The sequence below is a fragment of the Flavobacterium agri genome (assembly GCF_013401995.1).
Lineage (GTDB): Bacteria > Bacteroidota > Bacteroidia > Flavobacteriales > Flavobacteriaceae > Flavobacterium > Flavobacterium agri.
This window is the reverse complement of the sequence record NZ_JACBJI010000008.1, coordinates 40,372-64,710: the sequence shown is the minus strand read 5'-3', so window position 1 is coordinate 64,710 and position 24,339 is coordinate 40,372. Positions and strand designations below refer to the sequence as shown.

At 47.0% G+C, this 24,339-nt stretch carries 22 protein-coding genes; 8 read left to right on the top strand and 14 right to left on the bottom strand.

Going from position 1 to position 24,339, the window contains the following annotated elements:
• Nucleotides 1-8: 8 nt before the first annotated feature.
• The 9 genes from HZF10_RS15935 to HZF10_RS15895 form a co-directional block, all read right to left on the bottom strand.
• Nucleotides 9-593: an NUDIX domain-containing protein gene (locus HZF10_RS15935; protein WP_176007227.1), complete on the bottom strand. Its 585-nt coding sequence runs from the start codon at nucleotides 591-593 to the stop codon at nucleotides 9-11.
• Between the two features lies 1 nt (nucleotide 594).
• Nucleotides 595-1,257: a thiamine diphosphokinase gene (locus tag HZF10_RS15930; protein ID WP_176007226.1), complete on the bottom strand. Its 663-nt coding sequence runs from the start codon at nucleotides 1,255-1,257 to the stop codon at nucleotides 595-597.
• 77 nt (nucleotides 1,258-1,334) lie between these two features.
• Entirely contained in the window at nucleotides 1,335-3,215 is a 1,881-nt protein-coding gene (locus HZF10_RS15925; RefSeq protein ID WP_176007225.1) for a T9SS type B sorting domain-containing protein, read from the bottom strand.
• A 142-nt stretch (nucleotides 3,216-3,357) separates the two neighbouring features.
• Nucleotides 3,358-4,173: a DUF4249 domain-containing protein gene (locus HZF10_RS15920; protein ID WP_176007224.1), complete on the bottom strand. Its 816-nt coding sequence runs from the start codon at nucleotides 4,171-4,173 to the stop codon at nucleotides 3,358-3,360.
• Nucleotides 4,174-4,176: 3 nt separating this feature from the next.
• Nucleotides 4,177-6,552 carry a TonB-dependent receptor gene (locus HZF10_RS15915; protein WP_246282639.1) on the bottom strand — a complete coding sequence of 792 codons (2,376 nt, stop codon included), beginning with the start codon at nucleotides 6,550-6,552 and terminating at the stop codon, nucleotides 4,177-4,179.
• A gap of 144 nt (nucleotides 6,553-6,696) precedes the next feature.
• Nucleotides 6,697-8,919: an NADP-dependent isocitrate dehydrogenase gene (locus HZF10_RS15910; RefSeq protein ID WP_176007223.1), complete on the bottom strand. Its 2,223-nt coding sequence runs from the start codon at nucleotides 8,917-8,919 to the stop codon at nucleotides 6,697-6,699.
• A gap of 448 nt (nucleotides 8,920-9,367) precedes the next feature.
• Entirely contained in the window at nucleotides 9,368-9,727 is a 360-nt protein-coding gene (gene rplS / locus HZF10_RS15905) for a 50S ribosomal protein L19 (RefSeq protein WP_176007222.1), read from the bottom strand.
• Between the two features lie 142 nt (nucleotides 9,728-9,869).
• Nucleotides 9,870-10,547, bottom strand: coding sequence for a tRNA (guanosine(37)-N1)-methyltransferase TrmD (gene trmD, locus HZF10_RS15900; protein ID WP_176007221.1), 678 nt, complete (start codon nucleotides 10,545-10,547; stop codon nucleotides 9,870-9,872).
• Between the two features lie 203 nt (nucleotides 10,548-10,750).
• Entirely contained in the window at nucleotides 10,751-11,689 is a 939-nt protein-coding gene (locus HZF10_RS15895) for an AlbA family DNA-binding domain-containing protein (RefSeq protein ID WP_176007220.1), read from the bottom strand.
• Nucleotides 11,690-11,881: 192 nt separating this feature from the next.
• Here HZF10_RS15895 and HZF10_RS15890 point away from each other — a divergent pair, with 192 nt between their 5' ends.
• Nucleotides 11,882-12,424: a YfiT family bacillithiol transferase gene (locus HZF10_RS15890; protein WP_176007219.1), complete on the top strand. Its 543-nt coding sequence runs from the start codon at nucleotides 11,882-11,884 to the stop codon at nucleotides 12,422-12,424.
• Between the two features lie 30 nt (nucleotides 12,425-12,454).
• Here HZF10_RS15890 and HZF10_RS15885 read toward each other — a convergent pair whose 3' ends face one another.
• Nucleotides 12,455-13,129, bottom strand: coding sequence for a hypothetical protein (locus HZF10_RS15885; RefSeq protein ID WP_176007218.1), 675 nt, complete (start codon nucleotides 13,127-13,129; stop codon nucleotides 12,455-12,457).
• Between the two features lie 88 nt (nucleotides 13,130-13,217).
• On the opposite strand from HZF10_RS15885, the gene HZF10_RS15880 reads away from it, so the two are divergent.
• The 7 genes from HZF10_RS15880 (at nucleotide 13,218) to HZF10_RS15850 (ending at nucleotide 21,194) form a co-directional block, all read left to right on the top strand.
• Complete coding sequence (locus HZF10_RS15880) at nucleotides 13,218-14,747, top strand: glycosyltransferase family 39 protein (RefSeq protein WP_176007217.1); 1,530 nt, start codon at nucleotides 13,218-13,220, stop codon at nucleotides 14,745-14,747.
• A 139-nt stretch (nucleotides 14,748-14,886) separates the two neighbouring features.
• The gene (locus HZF10_RS15875) at nucleotides 14,887-17,352 is read left to right on the top strand and encodes a beta-glucosidase (protein ID WP_176007216.1); all 2,466 of its coding nucleotides are present in this window, start codon (nucleotides 14,887-14,889) and stop codon (nucleotides 17,350-17,352) included.
• A 9-nt stretch (nucleotides 17,353-17,361) separates the two neighbouring features.
• Entirely contained in the window at nucleotides 17,362-17,769 is a 408-nt protein-coding gene (locus HZF10_RS15870; RefSeq protein WP_176007215.1) for a DUF6157 family protein, read from the top strand.
• Between the two features lie 49 nt (nucleotides 17,770-17,818).
• Complete coding sequence (locus tag HZF10_RS15865; protein WP_217703397.1) at nucleotides 17,819-18,529, top strand: DNA alkylation repair protein; 711 nt, start codon at nucleotides 17,819-17,821, stop codon at nucleotides 18,527-18,529.
• Entirely contained in the window at nucleotides 18,526-19,074 is a 549-nt protein-coding gene (locus HZF10_RS15860; RefSeq protein WP_176007214.1) for a putative glycolipid-binding domain-containing protein, read from the top strand. The genes HZF10_RS15865 and HZF10_RS15860 overlap by 4 nt, the downstream gene beginning before the upstream one ends.
• Nucleotides 19,075-19,181: 107 nt before the next feature.
• Nucleotides 19,182-20,495, top strand: a complete 1,314-nt coding sequence (pepT, locus tag HZF10_RS15855; protein ID WP_176007213.1) for a peptidase T — start codon at nucleotides 19,182-19,184, stop codon at nucleotides 20,493-20,495.
• 105 nt (nucleotides 20,496-20,600) lie between these two features.
• Nucleotides 20,601-21,194, top strand: coding sequence for a YdeI/OmpD-associated family protein (locus HZF10_RS15850; protein WP_246282638.1), 594 nt, complete (start codon nucleotides 20,601-20,603; stop codon nucleotides 21,192-21,194).
• Nucleotides 21,195-21,246: 52 nt separating this feature from the next.
• Here HZF10_RS15850 and yajC read toward each other — a convergent pair whose 3' ends face one another.
• From yajC to HZF10_RS15830, 4 genes are all read right to left on the bottom strand, one after another.
• Nucleotides 21,247-21,534, bottom strand: a complete 288-nt coding sequence (gene yajC, locus HZF10_RS15845) for a preprotein translocase subunit YajC (protein WP_176007212.1) — start codon at nucleotides 21,532-21,534, stop codon at nucleotides 21,247-21,249.
• A 2-nt stretch (nucleotides 21,535-21,536) separates the two neighbouring features.
• Nucleotides 21,537-22,052, bottom strand: a complete 516-nt coding sequence (locus tag HZF10_RS15840) for a DUF1573 domain-containing protein (RefSeq protein WP_176007211.1) — start codon at nucleotides 22,050-22,052, stop codon at nucleotides 21,537-21,539.
• A gap of 18 nt (nucleotides 22,053-22,070) precedes the next feature.
• On the bottom strand, nucleotides 22,071-22,976 hold the full coding sequence (nusB, locus tag HZF10_RS15835) for a transcription antitermination factor NusB (protein ID WP_176007210.1): 906 nt from the start codon (nucleotides 22,974-22,976) through the stop codon (nucleotides 22,071-22,073).
• Nucleotides 22,977-23,091: 115 nt separating this feature from the next.
• Nucleotides 23,092-24,195, bottom strand: coding sequence for a Glu/Leu/Phe/Val dehydrogenase dimerization domain-containing protein (locus HZF10_RS15830; protein ID WP_176007209.1), 1,104 nt, complete (start codon nucleotides 24,193-24,195; stop codon nucleotides 23,092-23,094).
• Nucleotides 24,196-24,339: the final 144 nt, after the last annotated feature.

The following is a 24,339-nucleotide window of genomic DNA, read 5'->3' as shown; positions in this document are numbered from 1 at the left end:
GTTGGGAATTAGATTTCCAGCAGTTTGTTGATTTGGGCGTATTGCAGCAACATAATGGTTTTCGCATCCGAGATTTCACCGCTTTTTACCATTTCCAATGCCTGTTTGAACGGCATTTCAAGAATTTGGATGTTCTCGTGCTCGGTTGCCAAACCGCCGCCTTCGCTGAGTTTCATGTCTTTGGTGTATTCGGCTACGAAACAATGCAGGATTTCGGTTACGGCTCCGGGCGACATATAGGCCGCGAACGCTTTTTCGACTTTGGAAATGTGGTAGCCGGTTTCTTCGATGGCTTCACGGCGCACCGTTTCGGCCGGGTCGGCTTCTTCGATCAATCCGGCGCAGGCTTCGATCATCATGCCCGTTTCGTTTTTGTTGAGATAGGTCGGAAGCCGGAATTGGCGGATCAACACGACGTTCCCGTATTCTCTGTTGTACAGCAATACCGTTGCGCCGTTGCCGCGATCGTAGACTTCGCGTGTTTGGGTGTCGGTGCCTTTTTCGGTCGTATAATCGAACGTGACCTTTTGCAACAGGTAATGGTTGTCGGACAACAATGTGGTCTCGCGTATGTTTATTTTCGGGTTTTCCATATCAGTCGTGGCATTCCATCATGAGTAGGTCGCCGGTTTTATAGGTTATTGTTACGAGTCCGTCTTCGCGTACGGCATTGCTGCTTCCGATTCGGTAACCAAGCGTCAATTCGTCGTCGTTGAGTTCGTAAAGCAGGTTTTGCGATGAGATTCCGCCTACTTTTCCGACAGGCATAAGCGAAATGATGGAATCTTTCGTATACCATTTCTCGAATTTTTCGGGCAACCTGAAAATCTTCGAATAATCGTCGAGGATGACGATTTTAATCTTGTGATTGAACCGTACGATGCTCGTGACGTTCGCAAGCGTATGGTCGGCGCGTTTTCCGGTGGCCCAAACCACATTCACGGCCGGGATTTTCCTTTCTACCAGGTAATCGAACGCTTTTTCAAGGTCGGTTTTTTCCTGGTCGGGCGTATGCACGATTTCGAGCGGATATTGGTAATCCTTGTGGATCACGGGATCGAAACCTCTATCAAAATCACCTAACAACACATCGACTTTAATACCCAAAGGCGAGACGCGGTCCATTGCCGAATCGAGTACGATCACCAAAGGCGACCATTCGAGCAATTGGTTCAAAAGTTCCATCGAGCAGGCTTCGCCATTGGCGATGATAAGCGCTGGTTCCTGGTCGTCTCGGACTATGTGGTGGGAGGACATTCTTATTTTTATTCTTTATTTTTTATTGTGATTTGGGCAGTTTCGCATAAAAATAAATAATACCGATAAGGAATAACTCATCTTTTAAGAGAAAAATGCCCGCGGATTTCTTTTCCGTCGTCGAACGCACCTCTGTACCAGTAATCGGTAGACGGAAGCTGCTTCCCGTTTAACGTGCCATCCCAATACGTGTCCGACGGGGTGAGCATTTTGATGAATTTGCCGTATCGGTCAAAAATCGCGACTTTGGATCGGGTCGTGAATTCGATGCCTTTTATCGTAAATACGTCGTGTACGTTATCGCCGTTCGGAGTGAAAAAAGTCGGCGGGACAATCAGCAGATACTGCATGTCGTCGCTTCCGCAATTGTAGATGTCGCGTACGTAAACGGTGATCAGGCCGCCTTCCACATCATGGAATACGTTCGAGAACTGCCAAGAGAACTGATCGAGCGAATACTCGAAATTACCCGTGTTCACCGTCGTTACCGTAACCGTCGAACCTTGGTTGTTTACCGATGCGATCTGGGGCGCTTCGTGTACGATGACGCCATATTGCTGCGAATCTGTACAGCCGTTTGGCGATGTGACCGTCAGCGTGTAAATACCCGATTGAGTAACCGAAATAGTTTGTGTGGTTTCGCCTCCGGGTTGCCAGTCGTACGTTACACCCGTCATGCCCGCGTCGAGAATAGTGCTGTTTCCCTGGCAGATTTCGGCCAACGCTGGCGGAATATCCGGAAATTCGGGCGAGGGATAAAGTGAAAGCGTCACCGCTGTGCGCGTAGGACTTGTACACGATCCGCTTACGGCTTCGGCATAATACGTTCCCGCAATATTGGTTTGATAACTGGCCGAAGCCGACTGCAAAAGATTACCACTGCTCGGAGCGTCGTACCAATCGACCGTGATTCCGGCCGGAACCGACACGGTCAAAGGCGGAATTGCCGAATCGTTGCTACAAGACTCGACATCGTCGATGAAAACGGGAGCCGCCGGTTGCGGAAGTACGAAAAAGTGGAAACTGTCCGAAAGCGTGTAGCAATACGCATTGTTCATGTTGGCGATGTCTTCTGCTATCTTCACGCGATAATATCCCGAAGCCATCAACGGTGGTGTCGCATAATTTTGGGACGTTTCGCCTGCAATGTCCGTCCAGGTATTGCCGTCGGGACTCGACTGCCATTGGAAAACGTGCGTGCCGCTTCCTGAAATGTTGAGTTGAAGGTTCAACGTCGTCGGAAGTTCGTTGCTGCAAGCCTCGACAACCGCTGCTGTTCCCGATGTGACCGAAGCCAGATCGCCGCACGAACGGAACGTGATATCGTCTATGGCCAAATCGTTTCCGCAGCCGCCGACACCATTGTTGAGCATTTTGAGTACGACCGAAGTCTGGCCTGGAAGCACCGTGAACGTCATGCCGTATTGCATCCAATCGGCGTTGGCCGAACCATTGATGTTGCCTGTGTCGCCTTCTTTCAAAAGCTGGGTTTCGGTCTGGTCCCAAATCTGGAACTTCACGTTGATCGGAATTCCAGAGCCGCCACAAGCGTTGCTCGAAGGATTGTAAGCATTGATAAGCCAGGCCGAGAATTCGAACGTGGTATTCACGCAAAGTCCGGTAACCTGACGGCGATAGAATTCACCGGCCGTAAAACTCGCGTTCACGATAAACGCTTTGCCGTTCGTGTCCGATGGCGTGTGATCCTGGCGATTGACCCAGTTGCCGTTCATCATCGTGGTGCTGCTCAGCGTATATTCGCCGTCGTTGGGAACGCCCGATACGAAATTGTAATTGGTCGTACCTGCGGGAAGTGCGGGCCCAAATCCGGTTCCGGTTCCGAAATCTTCGGTAAATACGGGATCGCCTTTGCTTCCGGTACAAAATCCGAGCTGGGAAAAAGACTTGACGGAAACCAATAAGAGAAGCGCAATGAAAACGTTCGGTTTCAAAGACATGTGATTTTTAGAGAACCGAAAGGTACTTTTTTTGTGCCTGTTTTCAATGGCCGACCGCCGAATACGCTCCACTTTTGCGGAATTTTGAACCGTTTCGGCCATCGGCTTTTTTTTTGGAATCGTTTTAACGGATTTTATCGGCTTACTGTATGGTGAACTGCGTCCGGTCTACCTCGCAAAGACGGAAATATCCCAAAGCATACTTCGATTCGTCGGTCTGGTTCACGAGATTGCCGCGCACGGTTGCCGGAGCCGTTCCGAAAGGACCGCCGCTTCCGCCGCTGATCATGAGCAGTTTTTCCATGTATTCGAAATAACGCTGCGAAATGCCGTACAAACGTATGCCGATCTCGTCTCCGGCTTCGAGGTCTTCATGGCTGAAAATCCCGAACGACAGGTTGCCGTTTACGAATTCGTCCGAAGTCACGCTGTATGAAGGATACGGAAGCACCGAAGAATCGAATCCTTCGAGGTAATAATTCTCGGATGCCGCATCATCGGGATAATAAAAACGGACTTCGATATCCTCGCCCAAAAATCCGCCTTCGTTGTCTTGCTGGATGTCGGTGATTTCAGGAACGGCGATCATGGTTTCGGTAGCCGTATACGTCTGGCCTTCGTAGATGACGGTCAAGATATAGGTCGCCCCGATTACGGGAGCGAAGTTGGTGCAATTGTAGTTGCCCGTGCCCGTGTCTTCGATAAAGTCGAAAACCTGTGCGTTGCTGTCGGTCACGAAAACCGTCGCTCCGGTCACGGCAGGTACATTGTCGGCGTAATAGGCAGCGGTTGTGGTGAGTCGGATGGTTTGTTGGCTGCCGTCGGTGCCTTTTGTCCAATCGATCGCGGCGTCTACGACAAGTCTTGGTTTTTGGGTACTCAGGTCTACTTCGACGACTTCCTCGCATCCGTAAAACAAGACCGATAATAGCATAAAAAGTGCGCTTATTTTTTTCATGACCTAGAATTTAAAGTTGTAAGTAACGCTTGGGATAATCCCGAAAATCGAGAGTCGCACGGCCTCATTCTGACCTGTATCCTCATTTTGTCTGAAAGAAATAGACGCGGAATTCATGCGGTTATACAAGTTGTACACGCTGAAAACCCACTCGCTTTGCCAACCTTTCTTTTTGTCGGGCTTCGGAACATAGGTGGCCGAAACGTCCAAATGATGATAGGCCGGAAGCCTGTTCTCGTTGCGCAAACCGTAACTCGGTATGTGTATGCCTTGGTATTCGTAATAACCGTTCGGATAGGTGACGGGTTGCCCCGATTGGAGTGCGAAATTCGCTCCTAATGTCCACTTTTTGTTCAAGTCGTACGAAGCCGTGACCGCAAGATTATGCAGTTTGTCGTAACCCGTTTTGTACCATTGGCCGTTGTTGATGCCGGGTTCGGAAGCGTCGCGTCCCGGAGTTTGCTGTTCGGAGCGCGATAAGGTATACGAAATCCATCCGTTGAGGCGTCCGGTATTTTTGCGCAACAAAACCTCAAGTCCGTAGGCGCGCGCTTTTCCGGGAAGCACGACTTGCTCTATGGCTTCGTTGGCGATCAGATCGGCGCCGTCTATATAATCGACACGGTTTTTCATCGTCTTGTAGAATACTTCCGCTTCAAGCGAATACGCATCGTTGCTGAAATTTCGGAAATATCCGACCGCATATTGGTCGAGCAATTGCGGTTTGAGGTATTGATCGCTTGGCGTCCAGACATCGAGCGGAGTAGGAGACGAGGTGTTCGAAATCAGGTGCAGGTATTGCGCCATGCGGTTATAACTCGCCTTCACCGATTGGTCTTCGTCAATTTGGAACGCGACCGAAGCACGCGGCTCGAGGTTGTTGAAATCGGCAATAGTTTCGCCTCGTCCGTAAGAGCGCGTACCGATCGGGTCGGCCTTTTCATAAATCTTTAAATCCTGGTTGAAAACTACCGGGCGATTGTCGGCATACACGTTCATGATTTGCGAACCCATGCGGTAGAAAAGGCTGTAACGAAGCCCGTAATTGACCGTGACGCGTTTGCCCAAAGATTGCTCGGCCTCGATGTACAACGCGGGTTCGACGGCGTATTTCTTTTCGAGTTGCTTCGGATTGATGGCCGAATCTTCACCCAAAGGCGTAATCTCGCCGGGATTGAAATCGTAATAAATCGCGTTCAAGCCGTAGAAAAGCTTAAGGTCGTTGGTCAGGTAATGCTTGAAATCGTATTTGAAGTTGAAGTTCTTGATGCCCGAATCCCAGTTGAAACCGATGTATTCGAGTTCCAATCCGTAGTAATAATCGCTATAGATCATCGAAAGATTCGAAAACAGTTTTTCGGAAAACAGGTGATTCCATCTCAAATTGAGTACGGAATTTCCATACGTGTTGCGGAAACTTTCGTTGATCTTGAAATTGTCGCGTCCGAAATATCCCGAAAGAAACAATTTGTTGTTGTCGTTGAGCGCATAACTCAATTTCGTGTTGAGGTCGTAAAAGTAAGCCGAGTTTTCGTTGTCGGCGAGTTTGAGGAACAAATGCGCATACGACGCGCGTCCGGCGACCAAAAACGATCCTTTTTCCTTGACGATCGGTCCTTCGGCGAGCAGTCGGCTTGAAATTACGCCAATTCCGCCACTCGCATGGAATTCCTTGTTGTTGCCTTCTTTTTGGTAAATGTCGAGCACAGACGAGACGCGTCCGCCGAAACGGGCCGGGATTCCGCCTTTGTATAATTTGAGGTCCTTGATCGCATCGGCATTGAACACCGAGAAAAATCCGAAAAGGTGGGAAGAGTTGTACATCGTGGCCTCGTCGAGCAAGATGAGGTTTTGGTCGGCGGCACCGCCTCGCACATTAAAACCAGATGAGCCTTCGCCTGCATTGGTCACGCCGGGAAGCTGTAAAATCGATTTGAGTACATCGACTTCGCCCATCACGACAGGCATTTTCTTGATTTCGGCCACGGTGAGCTTGTTAACGCTCATTTCGGGCTTGCGGATGTTGGCGCGAGGTGTGTTCGAATCTACGATGACTTCGTTGAGTTGCTGGCTGGAACCCGACATCGCGACATTTTTTCGGATGTTTTGGTCGAGGATTACGGTTTCGGAAAAATCGACGAATCCTAAATAGCTGATTTTTAAAGTGTAGGTACCTTTGGGAAGTGTCACCGAATAAAATCCGTACTCATTGGCAAGCACCGCCGTTTTGGTCTCGACGATAAAAATGCTCGCGCCGATAAGCGTCTCGTTGGTGTTCTGGTCGGAAATGGTTCCCGAAATCGTGAATTGCTGGGCGAAAGCGTCATGACAGAGCATGATGAAGAACCCGAGAACCCACAGCGTAAAGTTTCGTTTCATGATTGATGATTGATTGGTTTTTCCTCGCATTCCCATCATTAGGATATGCTTCGGATGTAAGGGGAAACGTACAGCGTTGATGTTTAGTATCGGTGAAAACAAAAAAGGCCGTCCGTAGACAGCCTTTTATAAAAATTTTAAGATTTACTTGATCGAAGCAAGCACGTCGTTGAGTGTCTCGCTCGGACGCATCGCATTGTTTGTAAGCGTCGTATCGGGTTTGTAATAACCTCCGATTTGTTGCGGTTTACCTTGGGCCGCGATAAGTTCCGCGTCAATTTTCGATTCGTTCTCGGTCAATTGCTTCGCGATCGGTTCGAATACTTTTTTGAGGTCGGCATCTTTGTCTTGTGCGGCCAAAGCTTGTGCCCAGTACAAAGCCAGATAGAAATGCGAACCTCTGTTGTCGATCTGGCCGACTTTGCGCGCCGGAGACTTATCGTTTTCAAGGAATTTCTCGTTGGCGTTGTCCAAAGCTTCCGATAAAACCAAAGCCTTCGCATTGTCCTGCGTCTGACCCAAATGCTCCAAAGAAACGCCAAGCGCGAGGAATTCTCCAAGCGAATCCCAACGCAAATAGCCTTCTTCGATGAACTGTTCTACGTGTTTCGGTGCAGAACCGCCGGCTCCGGTTTCGAACAAACCGCCTCCGTTCATCAATGGCACGATCGAAAGCATTTTTGCCGATGTTCCTAGTTCCAAAATCGGGAACAGGTCGGTAAGGTAATCGCGCAAAACGTTTCCTGTTACCGAAATCGTGTCTTCGCCTTTTCGGATTCTTTCCAGAGAGAATTTCGTTGCGGCGACCGGATCGAGAATCCTGATGTCAAGCCCTGTCGTATCGAAATCTTTAAGGTAAGTGTTTACTTTTTTGATGAGTTCACGGTCATGCGCGCGGTTTTCATCAAGCCAGAAAACGGCCGGAGTAGCCGACAATCTGGCGCGGTTTACGGCCAATTTCACCCAATCCTTGATCGGGGCATCTTTGGTTTGGCACATGCGGAAGATGTCGCCTTTTTCTACTTTTTGTTCGAAGAACACATCGCCTTTTGAATTCAGGACTTTGAACGTTCCGTCGGCATCGGCCTGGAACGTCTTGTCGTGAGAACCGTATTCTTCGGCTTTTTGCGCCATGAGCCCGACGTTTGGTACGGAACCCATCGTTTTAGGGTCGAAAGCGCCGTTTTTCTTGCAGTCGTCTATTGTCGCCACATATACGCCGGCGTAGCAACGATCGGGGATGATGGCTTTCGTGCCTTGTTGTTTGCCTTCCTTGTTCCACATTTGGCCGGAAGTCCTGATCATCGCCGGCATCGAGGCGTCGACGATCACATCGGATGGCACGTGAAGGTTCGTGATGCCTTTTTCGGAATTCACCATAGCGATCGCCGGGCCGTTTTCGATCGCTGCATTAAGCGCGGCTTCTACTTCGGCTTGCTCGGGTTGTCCGGCAATTTTTGCGTATACGTCGCCGAGACCGTTTTTGGTGTCGACTCCGAGTCTAGAGAAAAGGTCGGCATATTTGGCGAACACATCTTTGAAGAAAACGTCTACGATCGCACCGAAAATGATCGGGTCGGAAACCTTCATCATCGTCGCTTTAAGGTGAACCGAGAACAGTACGCCTTTTGCTTTTGCGTCCTCGATTTCCTTAGAGACGAATGCCTTAAGTGCAGACAGGCTCAAAACCGACGAGTCGATGATTTCTCCTGCCAATAATTTCGAAGCAGCCTTGAGTTCTTTTTCGGATCCGTCGTTGCCGAAGAATTTGATCGTGAACGTATCGGCTTCGGCTACTGTTACCGATTTTTCGCTTCCGTAGAAATCGCCGGCTTCCATGCTTGCGACGTGGGTTTTGGAATCGGATGACCAAGCGCCCATGGAATGCGGGTGGCTTTTCGCGTAATTCTTCACGGCTTTCGGAGCACGGCGGTCGGAGTTTCCTTCGCGAAGCACTGGGTTTACGGCTGACCCGAGAACTTTTGCATATTTGGCTTTGATGGCTTTTTCTTCGTCTGTTTTAGGATCTTCGGGATAATCGGGAAGCGCGTAGCCTTTTGATTGAAGTTCCTTGATCGCTTCCTTCAGTTGGGGAACGGAAGCTGAAATATTCGGCAATTTGATGATGTTGGCTTCCGGAGTCGTCGCCAATTGGCCCAATTCAGCAAGATCGTCGCTGATGCGTTGGTCTTCTTTCAAGTATTCCGAAAGGTTGGAGATAATTCGTCCGGCGAGAGAGATGTCGCGCGTCTCGACCTGGATTCCTGCGGGAGCCGTAAAGGCTTTTACGATCGGAAGGAAGGAATGCGTAGCGAGCATCGGCGCCTCATCTGTAATGGTGTAGAGGATTTTTGCGGTATGTGACATGTTGGTTTTGTTGGTTTGAACGTTGTGCGGAGGCACGGCTACAAATATAAGGAAACAGGTGGTTTTGAACGGCACATCGGCATTGCGAAAACGATGTATTTTGGATTTTGCCGATTGACGGTTAAAATTTTTTGGATTTCTTAGTTTGGTGAAGTTTAACTGAGAAGTTTGGATTTTTTGCGACTACCTAGCTTGTTCGAGAAACATACGTTTTCTTTGAAACTATGCGCGCGTTAGGGATTACCTCACGAGATTTTATTTTTATAGGTGTTCGGTGAATGCGATGCATTTGAAGCGGCATCCTTTTGCTGCGCAGCGCAAAAGATATAGCGGATAGCCCGGCGCCGGCAAGGTCTTGATGTGAAACGGAAATCCGATCCGGCGCAACGCCCAAAAAAGCATAAAAAAAGCCCCGGAAATTCCGAGGCTTCTATATTCAAAACAAGAATTAAGCTCTTTGTCTTTTCTCTTCTTTGATTTTCGCTTTCTTACCGGTAAGTTCGCGGAAGTAGAAGATACGGGCACGACGAACGTGACCTTTCTTGTTGATTTCGATTTTTTGCAATGCCGGAAGATTTACCGGGAAGATACGCTCAACGCCTACAGAACCAGACATTTTGCGGATAGTAAAAGTTTCTGTAACACCAGAACCTCTACGTTGGATCACAACGCCCTTGAAAAACTGCGTACGGGTTTTTTCACCTTCTTTGATTTCGTAATAAACCGTGATGGTGTCTCCGGCTCCAAACTCCGGGAAGTCTTTTTTCGCTACGAACTCCTCGTTAACGAATTTCATTAAATCTGCCATGATTTAAATTTTAAAATGTTGAAAATCAACGCAACGTTCACGGACTTCGTCAGAGGTTGGGTCAATGTGGGCGCAAAGGTAGAAAAAAAGTGTGAAGTGCAAAGTTTTAAGTGTAAAAACTTTAGTGTTCTATGACTCAGGACTATTTGTCCAGTAAATCCGGACGTCTGTTCTTCGTATGCTCATACGCCATGTCCTCGCGCCATTTTTCGATTTTGGCGGCGTGACCGCTTAAAAGCACGTCGGGAACTTTCCATCCGTTGTAGTCGGCGGGGCGCGTATAGACCGGAGGCGCGAGTAAGTTGTCCTGGAAACTGTCGGTCAATGCAGACGTTTCGTCCGAAAGTACTCCTGGAATCAGGCGTATCAACGCATCGGACAATACCAAAGCACCAAGTTCACCCCCGCTCAACACATAATCGCCGATCGAAATCTCCTTGGTTATGAACTGGTCGCGCACGCGTTGATCGACACCTTTATAATGACCGCATAAAATGATGATGTTCTCATAAGACGACATGCGGTTGGCCATTTGCTGGTTCAGGGTTTCCCCGTCTGGCGTCATGTAGATGATCTCATCGTATTGGCGCTCGGACTTCAGATGCGCGATACAGTCGTCTATCGGCTGTATCATCATGACCATGCCGGCACCGCCTCCGAATTGGTAGTCATCGACGCTTTTCTGTTTCTGTTTGGTATAGTCGCGAAGATTGTGGAAATGCACCTCTACCAAACCTTTTTCGATTGCGCGTTTCATTATGGAACCTTCAAACGGCGAGCGCAGCAGATCGGGTAATACGGTGATGATGTCAATTCTCATGATGTCGATTTAGTCGTAAAGTCGGCGCAAAATTACGGTGGAAGTTCTGAAGTTCAAAAAATACGTTCGCTTACCTGCCAATAAACATCGTTGTTTGATGATTTCAACTGCGTCTTTTACTTCGGAAAAGCAGCAATCATTAAATTTGGATGTAATCTGACCGTTATTGTCCAGTTGTGAACGGCTTTGTACTCTTGGTCATATCAAAAATTACGCGACCAATCTTTTTCAACTTCGTCTGCAATTTGTTTATAGTATTGGTCTAAATCATTTATATCTAGAAAATCTTCACCATTAGGATAATATAAAATACACTCTAACTTTAAACTTTCCAACAACACCTCTACATCATCAACATCCACCAACAATTCAACAATGAGAGAATCTATTCTTTCGCTAGGGTATATTGCTGAATGACTTGGCGCGGTAATTTTTGCTCTTCGATCTTCAAGTTTTGTAGATTGATAGTTTAGGCTGTAATCTTTCCACCTAGTTTGAAAATTACACTTGTAATCGCAGAAATATAAATTTGTTTTATATTCCTTTTCGGCTCTTTCACCAGAGTTGATTATGCTAATGACAATTTCGAATTCAACTTTTTTGTTCTTAATTCCATTATATTTAATCCTATATCCAGCAATTTCTAATATCGATTTTGACGTTCTTCCATAAAGTTGTCTGATTTCATATTCTTCCATTTTGAGCGATTCAAAATTGTGTCGCCTGTAAAATCGTTTATCTCTAGAAATATGCGGAGCGTCTAAACTTTCTGGAATTTGCACTACGTATATCGTTTTCTCTAAGTCACCACCTTCTCGGATTGGAAAAATCTTCATATCAGGAATTGGCCGCTGAATACCTGAGTTAAGTATTTGTTCGATCCATTCTTTTGTAAAAATGTTACCATTAATATAAGACTTAGAATCTGCCTTATGATTAATCTCGGAGATTCCATAAATGATTATTCCGCCATTTGCATTAGCAAAGGCAGCGACATCTTTAGTCATTTCGTCTTTTTTTCCATCTGACTTTCCAAGTGCGCCCGCTGCTTTAAATTCAATGCTTACGCTCTCTTCAATTTCGTTAGCTATTAACAACTCGATGAATGCAATGTCATATTCTGTCCTTTTATGTAGTTCCATATTCAATATTAAAAAATTTAACTGTAAATATGAACGATTAAAATTAGCGCAAATCAATTATTAAATAAAAATCGGCTGAGGCAATAACCACAGTTAATTTTGAGAGTGGAAAATTGTTTCCTGAAGTTTATATCTTTCCTGACAAAATACTCTCCTTAAATTTGCCGCAACTGAAATTAGTTGCCTAACATTATGGACCAAGATCTCGAAAGCCTCAAATATCCTATCGGACCATTCACGATCCCGGATTCGATTTCGGATGTCGAATTGCGCAAACACATCATTACGATCGAACGGTTTCCGCAAAGAATCACGGCGGCCACGATCTCGTTATCCAAAGAGCAACTCGATACGCCTTATCGTCCTCAAGGTTGGACAATCCGACAGGTCGTACATCATTGCGCGGACAGCCAAATGAACGCGATCATACGTTTCAAACTTGCACTCACCGAAGAAAAGCCCGTCATCAGACCGTATTTCGAAGACAGATGGGCAGAACTCGTGGACGGTAAATTTTTACCCATAGAACCTTCGCTAAAAATTCTCGAAGGCGTACATAGAAAATGGAGCATCTTGCTCGAAAACCTTGAAGCGCCGCAATTCGAGAGAACCTTCGTGCATCCAGAGCATGGGGCGGAGTTTTCTTTGGCCGTCGCAACCGCGAATTACGCCTGGCATTGTGAGCATCATCTGGCACATGTCACAAACGTACAAAACCGAAACGGATGGAGGTGATTGTAAACGGTTGTATCCGTTTGTAAACGGTTAAGCGTCGGGTTGGGTCTTGTTCACCTGATACACGAACTCGAGCATGCAATAAGCTGCGACGGCTCCGAACGTATGCCATAGAAAATGTGTTCCCGTAGCGATCAATTGGTATTTGTCGACGATGCGGAAAGTCAGTGCGAACACGAAAGCGAGCCACGCAAAACCGACCCATTTTCCGCTTTTGAACCGGTTCTTTACCAAAAAGGCCAATACCGGAAACAATACGAGTAACCCCAAGACCGCATAATTCACATTGATGTACACCTGTATGTCGTCGTTATTCCTGATCTGCTGTCGGATGAAATACTGAAAAAAGCCATAAGCGACAATCAAAATCGCAGCGATGTACCAACGCGTCAATTTGGCTACGAAATAAACGCCCGTAAACACACATATAAGCATGATCGGCAACCAATCCATCATGATGAAAAACGACCATTGGCGCAATCCGTGGTAAATGCTTCCGCCAATCGCCCCGATGGTCAACAGGAAAACCGAAAAAGTCAGGTATACGTGTTCCTTGTATTCGCCTTTGAGCTTCCAGAACCAATACATCGCGAGACCAAGGAAAAAAAGCGAGGTGATCGCGTTGAGTGGTTCGGGGAAAAAACGGTCAAGATCGGTTTCGGTATACAGCATGCCGCCGTCGGCAGGAAGTTTCATTTCGTTCATGGGTCAGTTTTCGAATAAAATTAAGGCAATCGCATCGAACGCCAATATTATGTTTTGCTAACTTTAACCCATAAACTCCAAATTGGCCATGAAGCGAAACCTCGCGCTGCTTTTTTTTATACTGCTCAAGTTTTTCCTCGGTTATGTCCTGATACATCCGGTGTACGAACTGCACCGTGACGAATTCCTGCATCTCGACCAGGCCGATCACCTGGCTTGGGGTTTTTTGTCGGTGCCGCCTTTGACGTCGTGGTTTTCGGTTTTGATCCAATTCTTGGGCAATTCCGGATTCTGGGTGAAATTCTTTCCGTGCCTTTTCGGAGCGTTGACTTTGGCCATAGTCTGGAAAGCCATACAAGCTTTGGGCGGTAGTTTTTTCGCGTTGGTTTTGGGTGCGATTTCCATTTTGTTGTCGGCATTATTGAGGCTCAACATGCTTTTCCAGCCGAATTCGTTCGAGGTGCTGGCCTGGACGTTCACGTGCTTTTGCTTTATCCGATATCTCCAAACCGAAATACCGAGATGGCTTTATTTTGCAGGCGTCGCATTGGGTTTAGGATTCCTCAATAAATACAATATCGCTTTTATGGGCGTCGGATTCCTGATCGCGTTGTTGCTGTCGGGGCATCGAAGAATAATGCTGCGCAAGGAAATCTGGATCTCGGCCCTGATTGTTTTCGTAATCATTTTGCCGAATTTGATCTGGCAGGCCGCCAACGATTTTCCGGTCATCCATCACATGAAGCTGCTTAAGCAGACGCAGCTTGTGAACGTGTCGGCATCCGACTTCATAAAAGAGCAATTCCAGTATTTTTTCGGTTCGATCCACGTTTTGATCGCCGCCTTTGCCGGACTCGGATTTTACAAGCCGTTGTGTCGATACCGCGTATTCCTTTGGAGCATCGCCATTACATTGGTGCTTTTCGTGCTGCTTCACGCCAAAGGATATTATGCGGTCGCTTTGTACCCGATTTATATCGCGTTCGGATCGGTAGCACTTGAAAAAAGGCTCGTCGGCAAAGCCGGATTGATACTCAGGGGCATTTCGCTCGCGCTTCCGGTAGGTTTTTTCGTGTTGATTTATCCGGTCGTGTTTCCTGTCGACAGTCCCGAAATCATCAAGCAACGCGTGAAACGTCATCCCGATCTGCATCTTTCGCGGTGGGAAGACGGAAAGGATCACGACTTGCCCCAGGATTTCGCCGATATGCTCGGATGGAAGGAACTTGCACAACATGTGGAAGCCGGATTGGGCACGCTTCCTAAAAACGAACATACGATCGTACTTTGCGACAATTACGGACAAGCCGGTGCAATCAATTTTTACAAACACGACAAATCAATCAAGGCCGTTACGATGAACGCCGATTATGTGAATTGGTTCGATTTGGAGAAACCCATCGTCAATATAATCCTGGTCCAGGAAAGTACCGATGACGACCCGCAGCGCAAACGCGAACGTGATTTTTTCGAATCCGTGTATAAAATCGGTGAAATCAAGAATCCGTACGCACGCGAAAAAGGCACGTCGGTTTACGTACTCAAACATGCAAAAGTAGACGTGAACGCGATTCTGAAATCGGAAATCGACGAACAAAAGCAGAGCTGGAAAGAATAAATATCATCTGAGGAAAAATAGAGAATCACTTTTTTGCAACACCTCGAAAACATCAAAATTTTAAGAATTGCCAATTTGCCGACGAAGTTTGCGCTTTGCTAAATTTCCTACCTTTATCGGGTAACCAATTTCTAAAGACATGCGAATTTACATTGCCGCATTGCTCGCTTCGGCGGCTTTGCAGGCCCAAACCTACAAAGACATCAAGGCTACGGCCGAAGAACGCGCCCAAGATCTGCTCTCGAAAATGACGCTCGAGGAGAAAATCGACTACATGGGCGGATACAAAGATTTCTACATCAGAGGAATCGAGCGTCTGGGGTTGCCCGAAATCAAGATGACCGACGGTCCTGTCGGTACGCGCAACTACGGAAACACTACGGCTTATCCGGCTTCTGTGCTTACGGCAGCTTCATGGGATACCGACCTTGCGTATAAATTGGGTGAGGCTTTAGGAAAGGATGCCAAAGAAAGAGGTGTTCACATTTTGCTCGCTCCGGGCGTCAATATTTATCGCGCGCCCATGAACGGACGCAACTTCGAGTATTTGGGCGAAGATCCTTACCTCTCCGGGAAAATGGCCGTTCCTTACATCAAAGGTGTGCAATCTCAAGGCGTGGTGGCTACCGTAAAACACTTCGCGGCCAACAACCAGGAATGGGATAGAAATAACGTGAGTTCCGATATGGACGAACGCACGTTGCAGGAAATCTATCTGCCGGCTTTCAAAATGGCGGTCAAGGAAGGCCAGGTCGGAGCGGTGATGAACAGCTACAACCTGATCAACGGCGACCACGCGACCCAAAACGCGCATCTCAACAACGACATCCTTAAAGGCGACTGGAAATTCGACGGGATTCTCATGTCCGATTGGGTCGCGACTTACGATGGCGTTGCGGCTGCGAAAAACGGGCTCGACCTCGAAATGCCGTCCGGGAAATTCATGAATAAGGAAACGTTGCTTCCGGCGATCAAAAAAGGTACGCTGTCCGAAAAAGTGATAGACGACCACGTGTTGCGCATACTTCGCATCATTTTCCGCTTCGGATTCTACGACCAGAAATACCAAATGGCGGCCAACATCAAAGACAATCCCGACAACGCGAAAGTGGCTTTGGAACTCGCGCGCGGCGGTATGGTTTTGCTCAAGAACGACAACATCCTTCCGTTGTCGAAATCGATTAAAAGCATTGCGGTTATCGGGCCTAACGCCGATTCGTACATTGCTGGCGGCGGCAGTTCGTATACGCATCCGTTTCATTCGGTCTCGCTTGTCGAAGGAATTAAAAAAGCAGCACCTTCATCGAAAGTGACGTTGGTCAAAAACGCCGTGCCGACTTTGGAAACTTATGTAGAAGGAACGCCTTTCTACACCTCGAAAGGAAGTGCTGAAAAAGGATTGAAAGCCGATTTTTTCGCCAACAAAACGCTCGAAGGAAAACCGATCGCTTCTACGGTCGATAAGAATCCGAACCACAACTGGAACGAAAAACCGGACGTTGACGGTGTTCCGGCCGATAATTTCTCGATGCGGTACACGGGTGTCGTGCGCCCGGAGAAAACGGGAGCTTATAAGTTCGGGGTTCGCGGAGACGACGGCTTCAGATTGTATGTAGACGGAAACGAAATCCTCAACGAATGGAGCGATCATGCGGCTTTGTTGCGCATCAAGGAACTCTCGCTCGAAGCAGGCAAAGAGTACGAGGTGAAACTCGAATTTTACGAAAACGGAGGTGAAGCCAACATTGCTTTTGCGGTCTATCAGGAAAACATCAAGTTCGACGATGCGGTCAAAGCGGCCAAATCGAGTGATGTCGCGATCGTTTCCATCGGATTCGATTCGAACAGCGAAGGAGAAGGTTTCGACCGCACGTTCGAGCTTCCGCCGTACCAGGCCGACTTGATAAAAGCGGTTTCGGAGGCGAATCCCAAAACGATCGTCGTGCTCAACGCCGGCGGAAATGTCTATATGCAGGATTGGCTCGCGAATGCGAAAGGTTTGCTGCACGCATGGTTTCCCGGTCAGGAAGGCGGAACGGCAGCGGCCGATATCCTTTTCGGGAAAGTGAATCCGAGCGGGAAACTTCCGGCGAGTTTTGAAAAAGAATGGAAGGACAATCCGACTTATAACAATTATTACGACCCCGATGGTGATAAACGCGTTTCGTACAAAGAAGGGCTTAACGTCGGCTATCGTTATTACGACAAAACCGGTGTAAAACCGCAGTTTCCGTTCGGTTTCGGATTGTCGTACACGACTTTCGAATATTCCAATCTCAAAATTGACGAGAGCACGAAAGGCATGGTGTTGGTTTCCTACACAATAAAAAATACAGGGAAGTACGACGGAGCAGAAGTTTCGCAATTGTATGTTTCCCAGCTCAAATCTACGGTAGACCGTCCGGTTAAGGAACTCAAGGGGTTTTGCAAGACCTTCCTCAAAAAAGGAGAATCGAAAACCGTGACCTTGAAACTGGATACGTCTGCGTTTTCGTATTATAAAACCGATAACAAAGCTTTCGGTTATGACGCGGGAACATTTGAAATCAACGTTGGTGCTTCTTCACAGGATTTGCGACTCAAAGGCCAGACCGTTTTACATTAATCCCGAAATATGCATACGACGAATTGTTTCAACACGTTCATAGAAACGGCCGAAGATACCAAAGCTACACAAGCCGAAGTGCCGCCCAAAAAAGAAGAAAAGACGATCGCTCAACTGCAGTTCGATATGGTGTACGACCATCCTTATGCGTTTACTTCGGATGACGTGATTTTTGAAGCGTATGCCTATCGCAACCAAATTCCGCAAAGTCAAAAGCAACAGGCCCGCGAGCAATTTTTTTCGAAAGGGCAGGCGTGCATGCGAGCATCGGCACTTGGGAAACGTTACGGTTGGGGCGTGCATGCGAACGAACAAGGGAAAATCGCTTTGGTGCCGATGGAATCGGAAGCGTATGCCAAATTCGCATCAGATGCCGAATTAAAGCATACGAGAGCCATGCGTTCTTCTAGAAAGTAATTCGATTATCCGTTTGTAAACGGTTACAAACGATTATATCCGTATACAAATGTTTACCGCCGACACTTTTATTTCGCGTTTGAATAATTTGCGCTCTGATGAGGAACTGCGCAAAATCCAACGCTATTTCAAATCGGGTGAAGGCGATTACGTACAAGGTGATAGCTTCATGGGCGTCCGAATGGGTTTGGTGTTCGATTTAGCAAAGGAATTCATACCGATGTCGTTGGACGAAATCGAAAAATTACTCGAAAGCCAATGGCACGAAGCGCGGGCGGGCGCGGTGTCGATCATGGATTTTCAGGCGCGTGACAAAAAGACCGGCCTTGAACGAAGAAAAGAACTGTATGAGTTGTATCTGAGGCGTCACGACCGCATCAACAACTGGGATTTGGTAGATAGGTCGGCCCAGTTTGTCGTCGGGCAATATCTGTTCGACAAACCCAAAGACAAACTATACGAACTGGCCACATCCGCTAATATTTGGGAAAGACGCACAGCCATTACCGCGACGGCCTATTTCCTCAGGAAGAAACAATCAGAAGAAACCTTTATCATCGCCGAACTGCTATTGAATGATAAAGAAGATTTGATACACAAGGCCGCAGGCGGATGGATACTTCATGCCGGCGGACAAAAACTGATCGCGTTCCTCGATAAGTTCGCGGCCACGATGCCCCGGACGATGTTGCGCTATGCGATTGAAAAACTCGACAAGCTAAAACGAGAATACTATTTGAATCTCGGAAAAAAGAAATGAAATCGCGCATGGAAATCGGTTGGGACAGTCAATATTATCGAACATGGGAAACGTTGTCTTTAGATGTGGTTGAAGACGGATATGAAGTAAACTCAGTCATTGAAACCGAATCTGGAAAAGCGACGTTTCATATCGCAATTTCCGAACAATGGGAAGTTTTGCGATTCGATGTCGTTTCTACGCTTACAGGAACTGTTTTCGAAGTTCACGGCATTCGTGATAAATGGAAAGGTTGGATCGTCAACGGAAAACCGATGCCTGAATTCGACGGTTGCATCGACATTGACATTTTGCCGACGCCTTTCACCAATACGCTGCCGATCCGCCGCCTGGATTTCGGTGCGTATAACAGCCATGAAATTTTGGTGCTTTACATCGATTTGATCGAAAAAACCGTGTCCCGAAAAAAACAGGTGTATACGAAATTGTCCGATTCGTTATATCGTTTCGAGACTGTACCGAAAGATTTCGAAACGAACATTGAAGTCGACGCCGACGGTTTCGTACTAGATTATCCCGATCTGTTTGCCAGAAGACACTGCTGAACCGTAGAATCGACGACTGAGATGTTACCTCAAAGTCTCTATCTGTAACGAAAAACTTAACATTGTAAACAGCCCTGAATTTCTACCTTTGTCAAAATTTTCAACCTATGCAGAACATCATTGACCGATTTATAAGTTATGTAACCATCGATACGGAAAGCGACGCCAAGTCGACGACCACTCCAAGTACCTCAAAACAGCTCGTTTTGGCCACGCTTTTGGCTAAAGAACTCAAGGCGATCGGGCTTACCGACGTGACAAAAGACCGCAAGGGTTACGTCATGGGTACGTTGCCTTCGAACGTAGATCACGAGGTGCCGACAATCGGTTTTGTTTCGCATTACGATACATCGCCCGATTTTACGGGAGCGAACGTAAAGCCGCAGATCGTCGAGAATTACGACGGCAAGGATATTTTGCTCAACGCCGAACAGAACATCGTGCTTTCTCCGAATTATTTCAAGGATTTGCTGCTGTATAAAGGACAAACGTTGATTACTACGGACGGAACGACATTGCTCGGAGCCGACGACAAAGCCGGGCTTACCGAAATCGTCACGGCCATGGAATATCTGGTCAACAATCCAGACATCAAACACGGGAAAATCCGCGTGTGCTTTACACCTGACGAAGAAATCGGACGTGGTGCCGATCATTTCGACGTGAAGAAATTCGGTGCCGAATGGGCGTATACCATGGACGGAAGCCAAATCGGTGAGCTCGAATACGAAAACTTCAATGCGGCAGGTGCGAAGGTGACTTTTAAAGGGAAAAGCGTGCATCCGGGTTATGCCAAAGGCAAAATGATCAACTCTATGTTGATTGCGAACGAATTCATCAGCAAATTGCCTAAAAACGAAGTGCCTCAGGAGACAAAAGGATACGAGGGTTTTTACCACGTGGTCGGTTTGTCCGGAAGCATCGAGCAAAGCGTTGTGGAAATGATCATCCGTGACCACGACATGAAGAAATTCGAAAAACGCAAGAAGTACGTTTCGAAAATCGTTAAGGACATCAACAAGAAGTTCGCCAAGCAATTCGGTACCGACATCGCCGTGGCCGAAATCACCGACCAATATTACAACATGCGCGAAAAGGTCGAGCCCGTGATGCATATCGTCGATTTGGCCGAACGCGCGATGAAGGATTTGGGCATCAAACCGCTCATCAAACCTATACGCGGCGGAACCGACGGAAGCCGTTTGTCGTATATGGGATTGCCGTGTCCGAATATTTTCGCGGGCGGACATAACTTCCACGGAAAATACGAATATGTACCAGTGGAAAGCATGAAGAAAGCCGTAGACGTGATCGTGCGTATCGCAGAATTGACGGCAACTACCGATTTTACTGCCAAACCGGTAAAAGAGAAAGCTTCCAAAAAATCCAAATCGTCTAAAAAAGACAAGAAGAAGAAATAAGTTTTTCTTTTCTCCTATAAAAGCATCGGATTCGTTTCGGTGCTTTTTTATTTTACGCCGAATAGGAATGCGAACATTTTTCTAAATTGCCCTAAATTTTGAGATATGGCAATGAGCGAAAAGAAAAATCCGTGGGACAAATCGGGCCAATGGCCAGAGGAAATGAATGCGCTCAAGGCCATCATCGACAAAACGGAACTCGTCGAAATGACCAAATGGGGCGGGCCGGTGTACACGATCGACAAGAAAAACGTAATCGGGATCGGCGGTTTCAAATCGTATGTGGCCATTTGGTTCTGGAACGGCGTGTTCCTCAAGGATTCGGCCAAAAAACTCGTCAATGCGAACGAAGGCGTGACCAAAGGCTTGCGTCAGTGGCGGTTTGCTTCAAAATCTGAAATTGACAACGATGAAGCGCTCATATTGCACTATATAAACGAGGCGATTGCCAACGAACGCGCCGGATTGGCCATCAAACCAAAGAAAAAAGAGACCGTGATTTCAGCGTTTTTCCAATCGGCTCTCGATTCGGATGCCGAATTCAAAAACGGCTTCGAGAAACTTACGCCTTTCAAACAACGCGAATATCTGGAATACATCGATACGGCCAAACAGGAAAAGACGAAAGCGACTCGGCTTGAAAAAATCACACCGATGGTGAAATCTGGAATCGGTCTCAACGACAAATACCGACAATAAAAAAACGCGGAAAGCTCGAACAATCCGCGTTTTATTTTCAATAAAGAAAAACTTATTTTTTTTCTTCTGCAACCGTCGTATTCAAGGCCGCGCTCATTTCCATTGAAATGGCCGAACGCTCGAATTTGATTTTGCCGGCCATCGTCTCGATGATCACGGTTTTTTCGGAAAGTTCGCTCACACGTCCGTGGATGCCGCTTTTGGTGATGACTTTGTCGCCTACTTTAAGCGTGCTTTCGAATGCTTTTTCTTTTTTCATGCGTCTTTGTTGCGGCAGGATCATAAAAAGATACACGACCGCGAACATGAGCACTAAGGGCAATATTTGTTGGTAATTCATGATTAGCTGTTTTTATCGGTGATATTTGCGTGGATTTCAAGACGTTCGACGCCTTTTTCGGTGTTGGTCATAAGCGTAACCGATTTGGTTTGCTTGCCGTGTTTCCCGGCAGAGTTGAACGATACCTTGATTTCGCCTTCAGTTCCCGGTTTTACGGGCTCTTTCGGGTATTCCGGAATCGTACAGCCGCAAGAACCTTTCGCTTTCGAAATGATGAGGTCGCCTTCGCCCGTATTCTTGAACTTGAACACATAGGTCACTTTGTCGCCTTGGCTGATCATGCCGAAATCGTGCTCGGTTTTCTCGAATTCGATGACCGGATATTTGCCGTCGGCGGGCGGAGCCGGTTTTTGTGAGGCTACGTCCGGGCCTCCGATATTCGGTTCGGGATTCGGAGTTGCCGTAGAAACCGGAACGTCTTGTGCGTTCGGGTCGATTTTGGAAGCGGCGTCTTCCTTTTTGCACGACGTGGCTGCAATAGCGGCCGAAAGCGTCATGGCAAGCACAAATTTCTTCATGATGATGGAACGGTTAAATTAGAGCAAGCCGCGGCCTGCCTTGTTGAGTTTGTTTGCGGTCTGGAATTCCTTGACGAGGTTGTCGAGGATCCCGTTTATAAAAATGCTGCTTTTCGGGGTCGAATATTCCTTGGCGATCTCGAGGTATTCGTTGATCGTAACTTTGATAGGGATCGATGGGAACTTAAGGAACTCGCAAATAGCCATCTTAAGGATGATCGTATCGATTTCGGCAATACGTTCGGTATCCCAATTCGGGGTTTTGTCGATGTATTCCTTGGCGAGTTCGGGCTCGTTAAGCACGGTTTTACGGAAAAGCTGGCTCACGAATTCCTTATCTTCCTCGTCTTTGTAAAGTTTGGACAAGCGGAAATCCTGACCTTCTTCGAGTGCTTTCAGTTCTTTTTGGATTTGCGTATTCACGAGCGGAATATCATCTACCCAAGTCAATTTATAATCCTCGAGGTAATCGTACAGTTTTTCGTTCGGCACGATGACTTCGGTGAAAAGATCGAGGATGAATTGTTTGTCTTCGGCGAAATTGTTCACGCGATTGGACATGTATTTCTGATACAACTCACTATCCTTGATGTCTTTCAAAAGCAACAGGATGTAGTCGTCGTTGAGTTTCCAGTTGTTGATTTTGCGGTTTTCCAAAGCGATGCTTAACGAATTGCTCTCGTCGAGGTACGTCAGCACGGCATTGTTTACGAATTTTAGGTTCGGATCGCGTTCTTCTTTCGTACTAAGGTGTTTTTTGCTGGATTTTTCGATGAAATCGGCTTCGCTGCGTCGGATTTCGATAAGGGCCGAGAACATGATCAAATAAAGATCGAACATGCTTTCGATGCTGTACAACAGGAATTTCTCCTGTTTCTCCAAACTGTCGGAGCCGTTTTGATGCATGGAGTAAATCGATTGCATCACTTTGATCCGGATATGTCTTCTGTTTAACACCTGTAAGAACTTTTATAAAATTAAAGGAGCGGAAACAATTGGTTTCCGCTCCGCAAAAATAATATTATTTCTTGTGGGATTCTTATTTCCCGTTTTCTTTTTTACGGTCTTCGATGCGCTTTTCGGCAATTGCCATGGCCGCCTGAAGTGTAGTAAGGTTTTTGGAATCGGCAAGGTCGAAGATCTCGAGCGTCGTATTGTAGATGTTCTCGGTTCTTTTCATGGCTTCTTCTTTGCCGTAGTTCACGATTTCTCCGTAAACGTTGATGATTCCGCCGGCGTTGATCAAGAAATCGGGAGCGTAAGCGATTCCTCTTTCACGAAGGATTTTTCCGTGAACCTGCTCGTTTGCCAACTGGTTGTTCGCGGCTCCGGCAATCACTTGTGCCTGGATTCTGTAAACCGTATCGTCGTTGATCGTCGCGCCAAGCGCACATGGAGCGTAGATGTCTACGTCGGCAGTATACAAATCGTCGCCTTCGAAGATCGTTGCGCCATATTTTTTGGCGACTTCTTCCATACGGCTTTGGCTGATGTCTGAAACGGTGATGGTCGCGCCTTCTTCCGAAAGGTGTTTCACCAAAGTCTCACCGACATGTCCCGTACCTTGAACCAATACTTTTTTGCCCGATAGGTTGTCGCTTCCGAATTTGTATTTCGCTGCGGCTTTCATTCCCATGTAAACGCCGTAAGCCGTTACGGGAGAAGGATTTCCTGAACCACCGTTAGCTTCGGAAATTCCGGTTACGTTTTTGGTTACCGTACGGATCAAATCCATGTCTGGAGTTGTCGTTCCTACGTCTTCGGCCGTGATGTATTTTCCGCTCAACGAATCGATGAAACGCCCGAAAGCAAGCATCATTTCCGGCGTCTTGTCGGTTTTGGCATCGCCGATGATTACGGCTTTACCGCCTCCCAAATTCAATCCGGAAATAGCAGACTTATAGGTCATACCGCGTGAAAGGCGCAAAACGTCGTTCAGAGCTTCCCATTCGTTGGCGTATTTCCACATACGGGTTCCGCCCAACGCAGGTCCTAAAACTGTGTTATGAACACCGATAATTGCTTTCAAACCGGTATCTTTGTCGTGGCAAAAAACAATCTGCTCATGGTTGTCGAATGAAGCTTGACCGAATACCGGATCAATCTTGTGCAGGTCTTTTGCGGTAGTGAATTCAGTTATCATATTTCAAGATTTAATTTTGAGGCTTTTGTAAAAAGCTATCGCAAAACTAAGGATTAAATTAAGAAAACGCACTGAATTTGATTTAAATTAGGGAATTGTTAATAAATGTTGATTTGTCGGGCTTTTTCTGAAATTTAATTATTC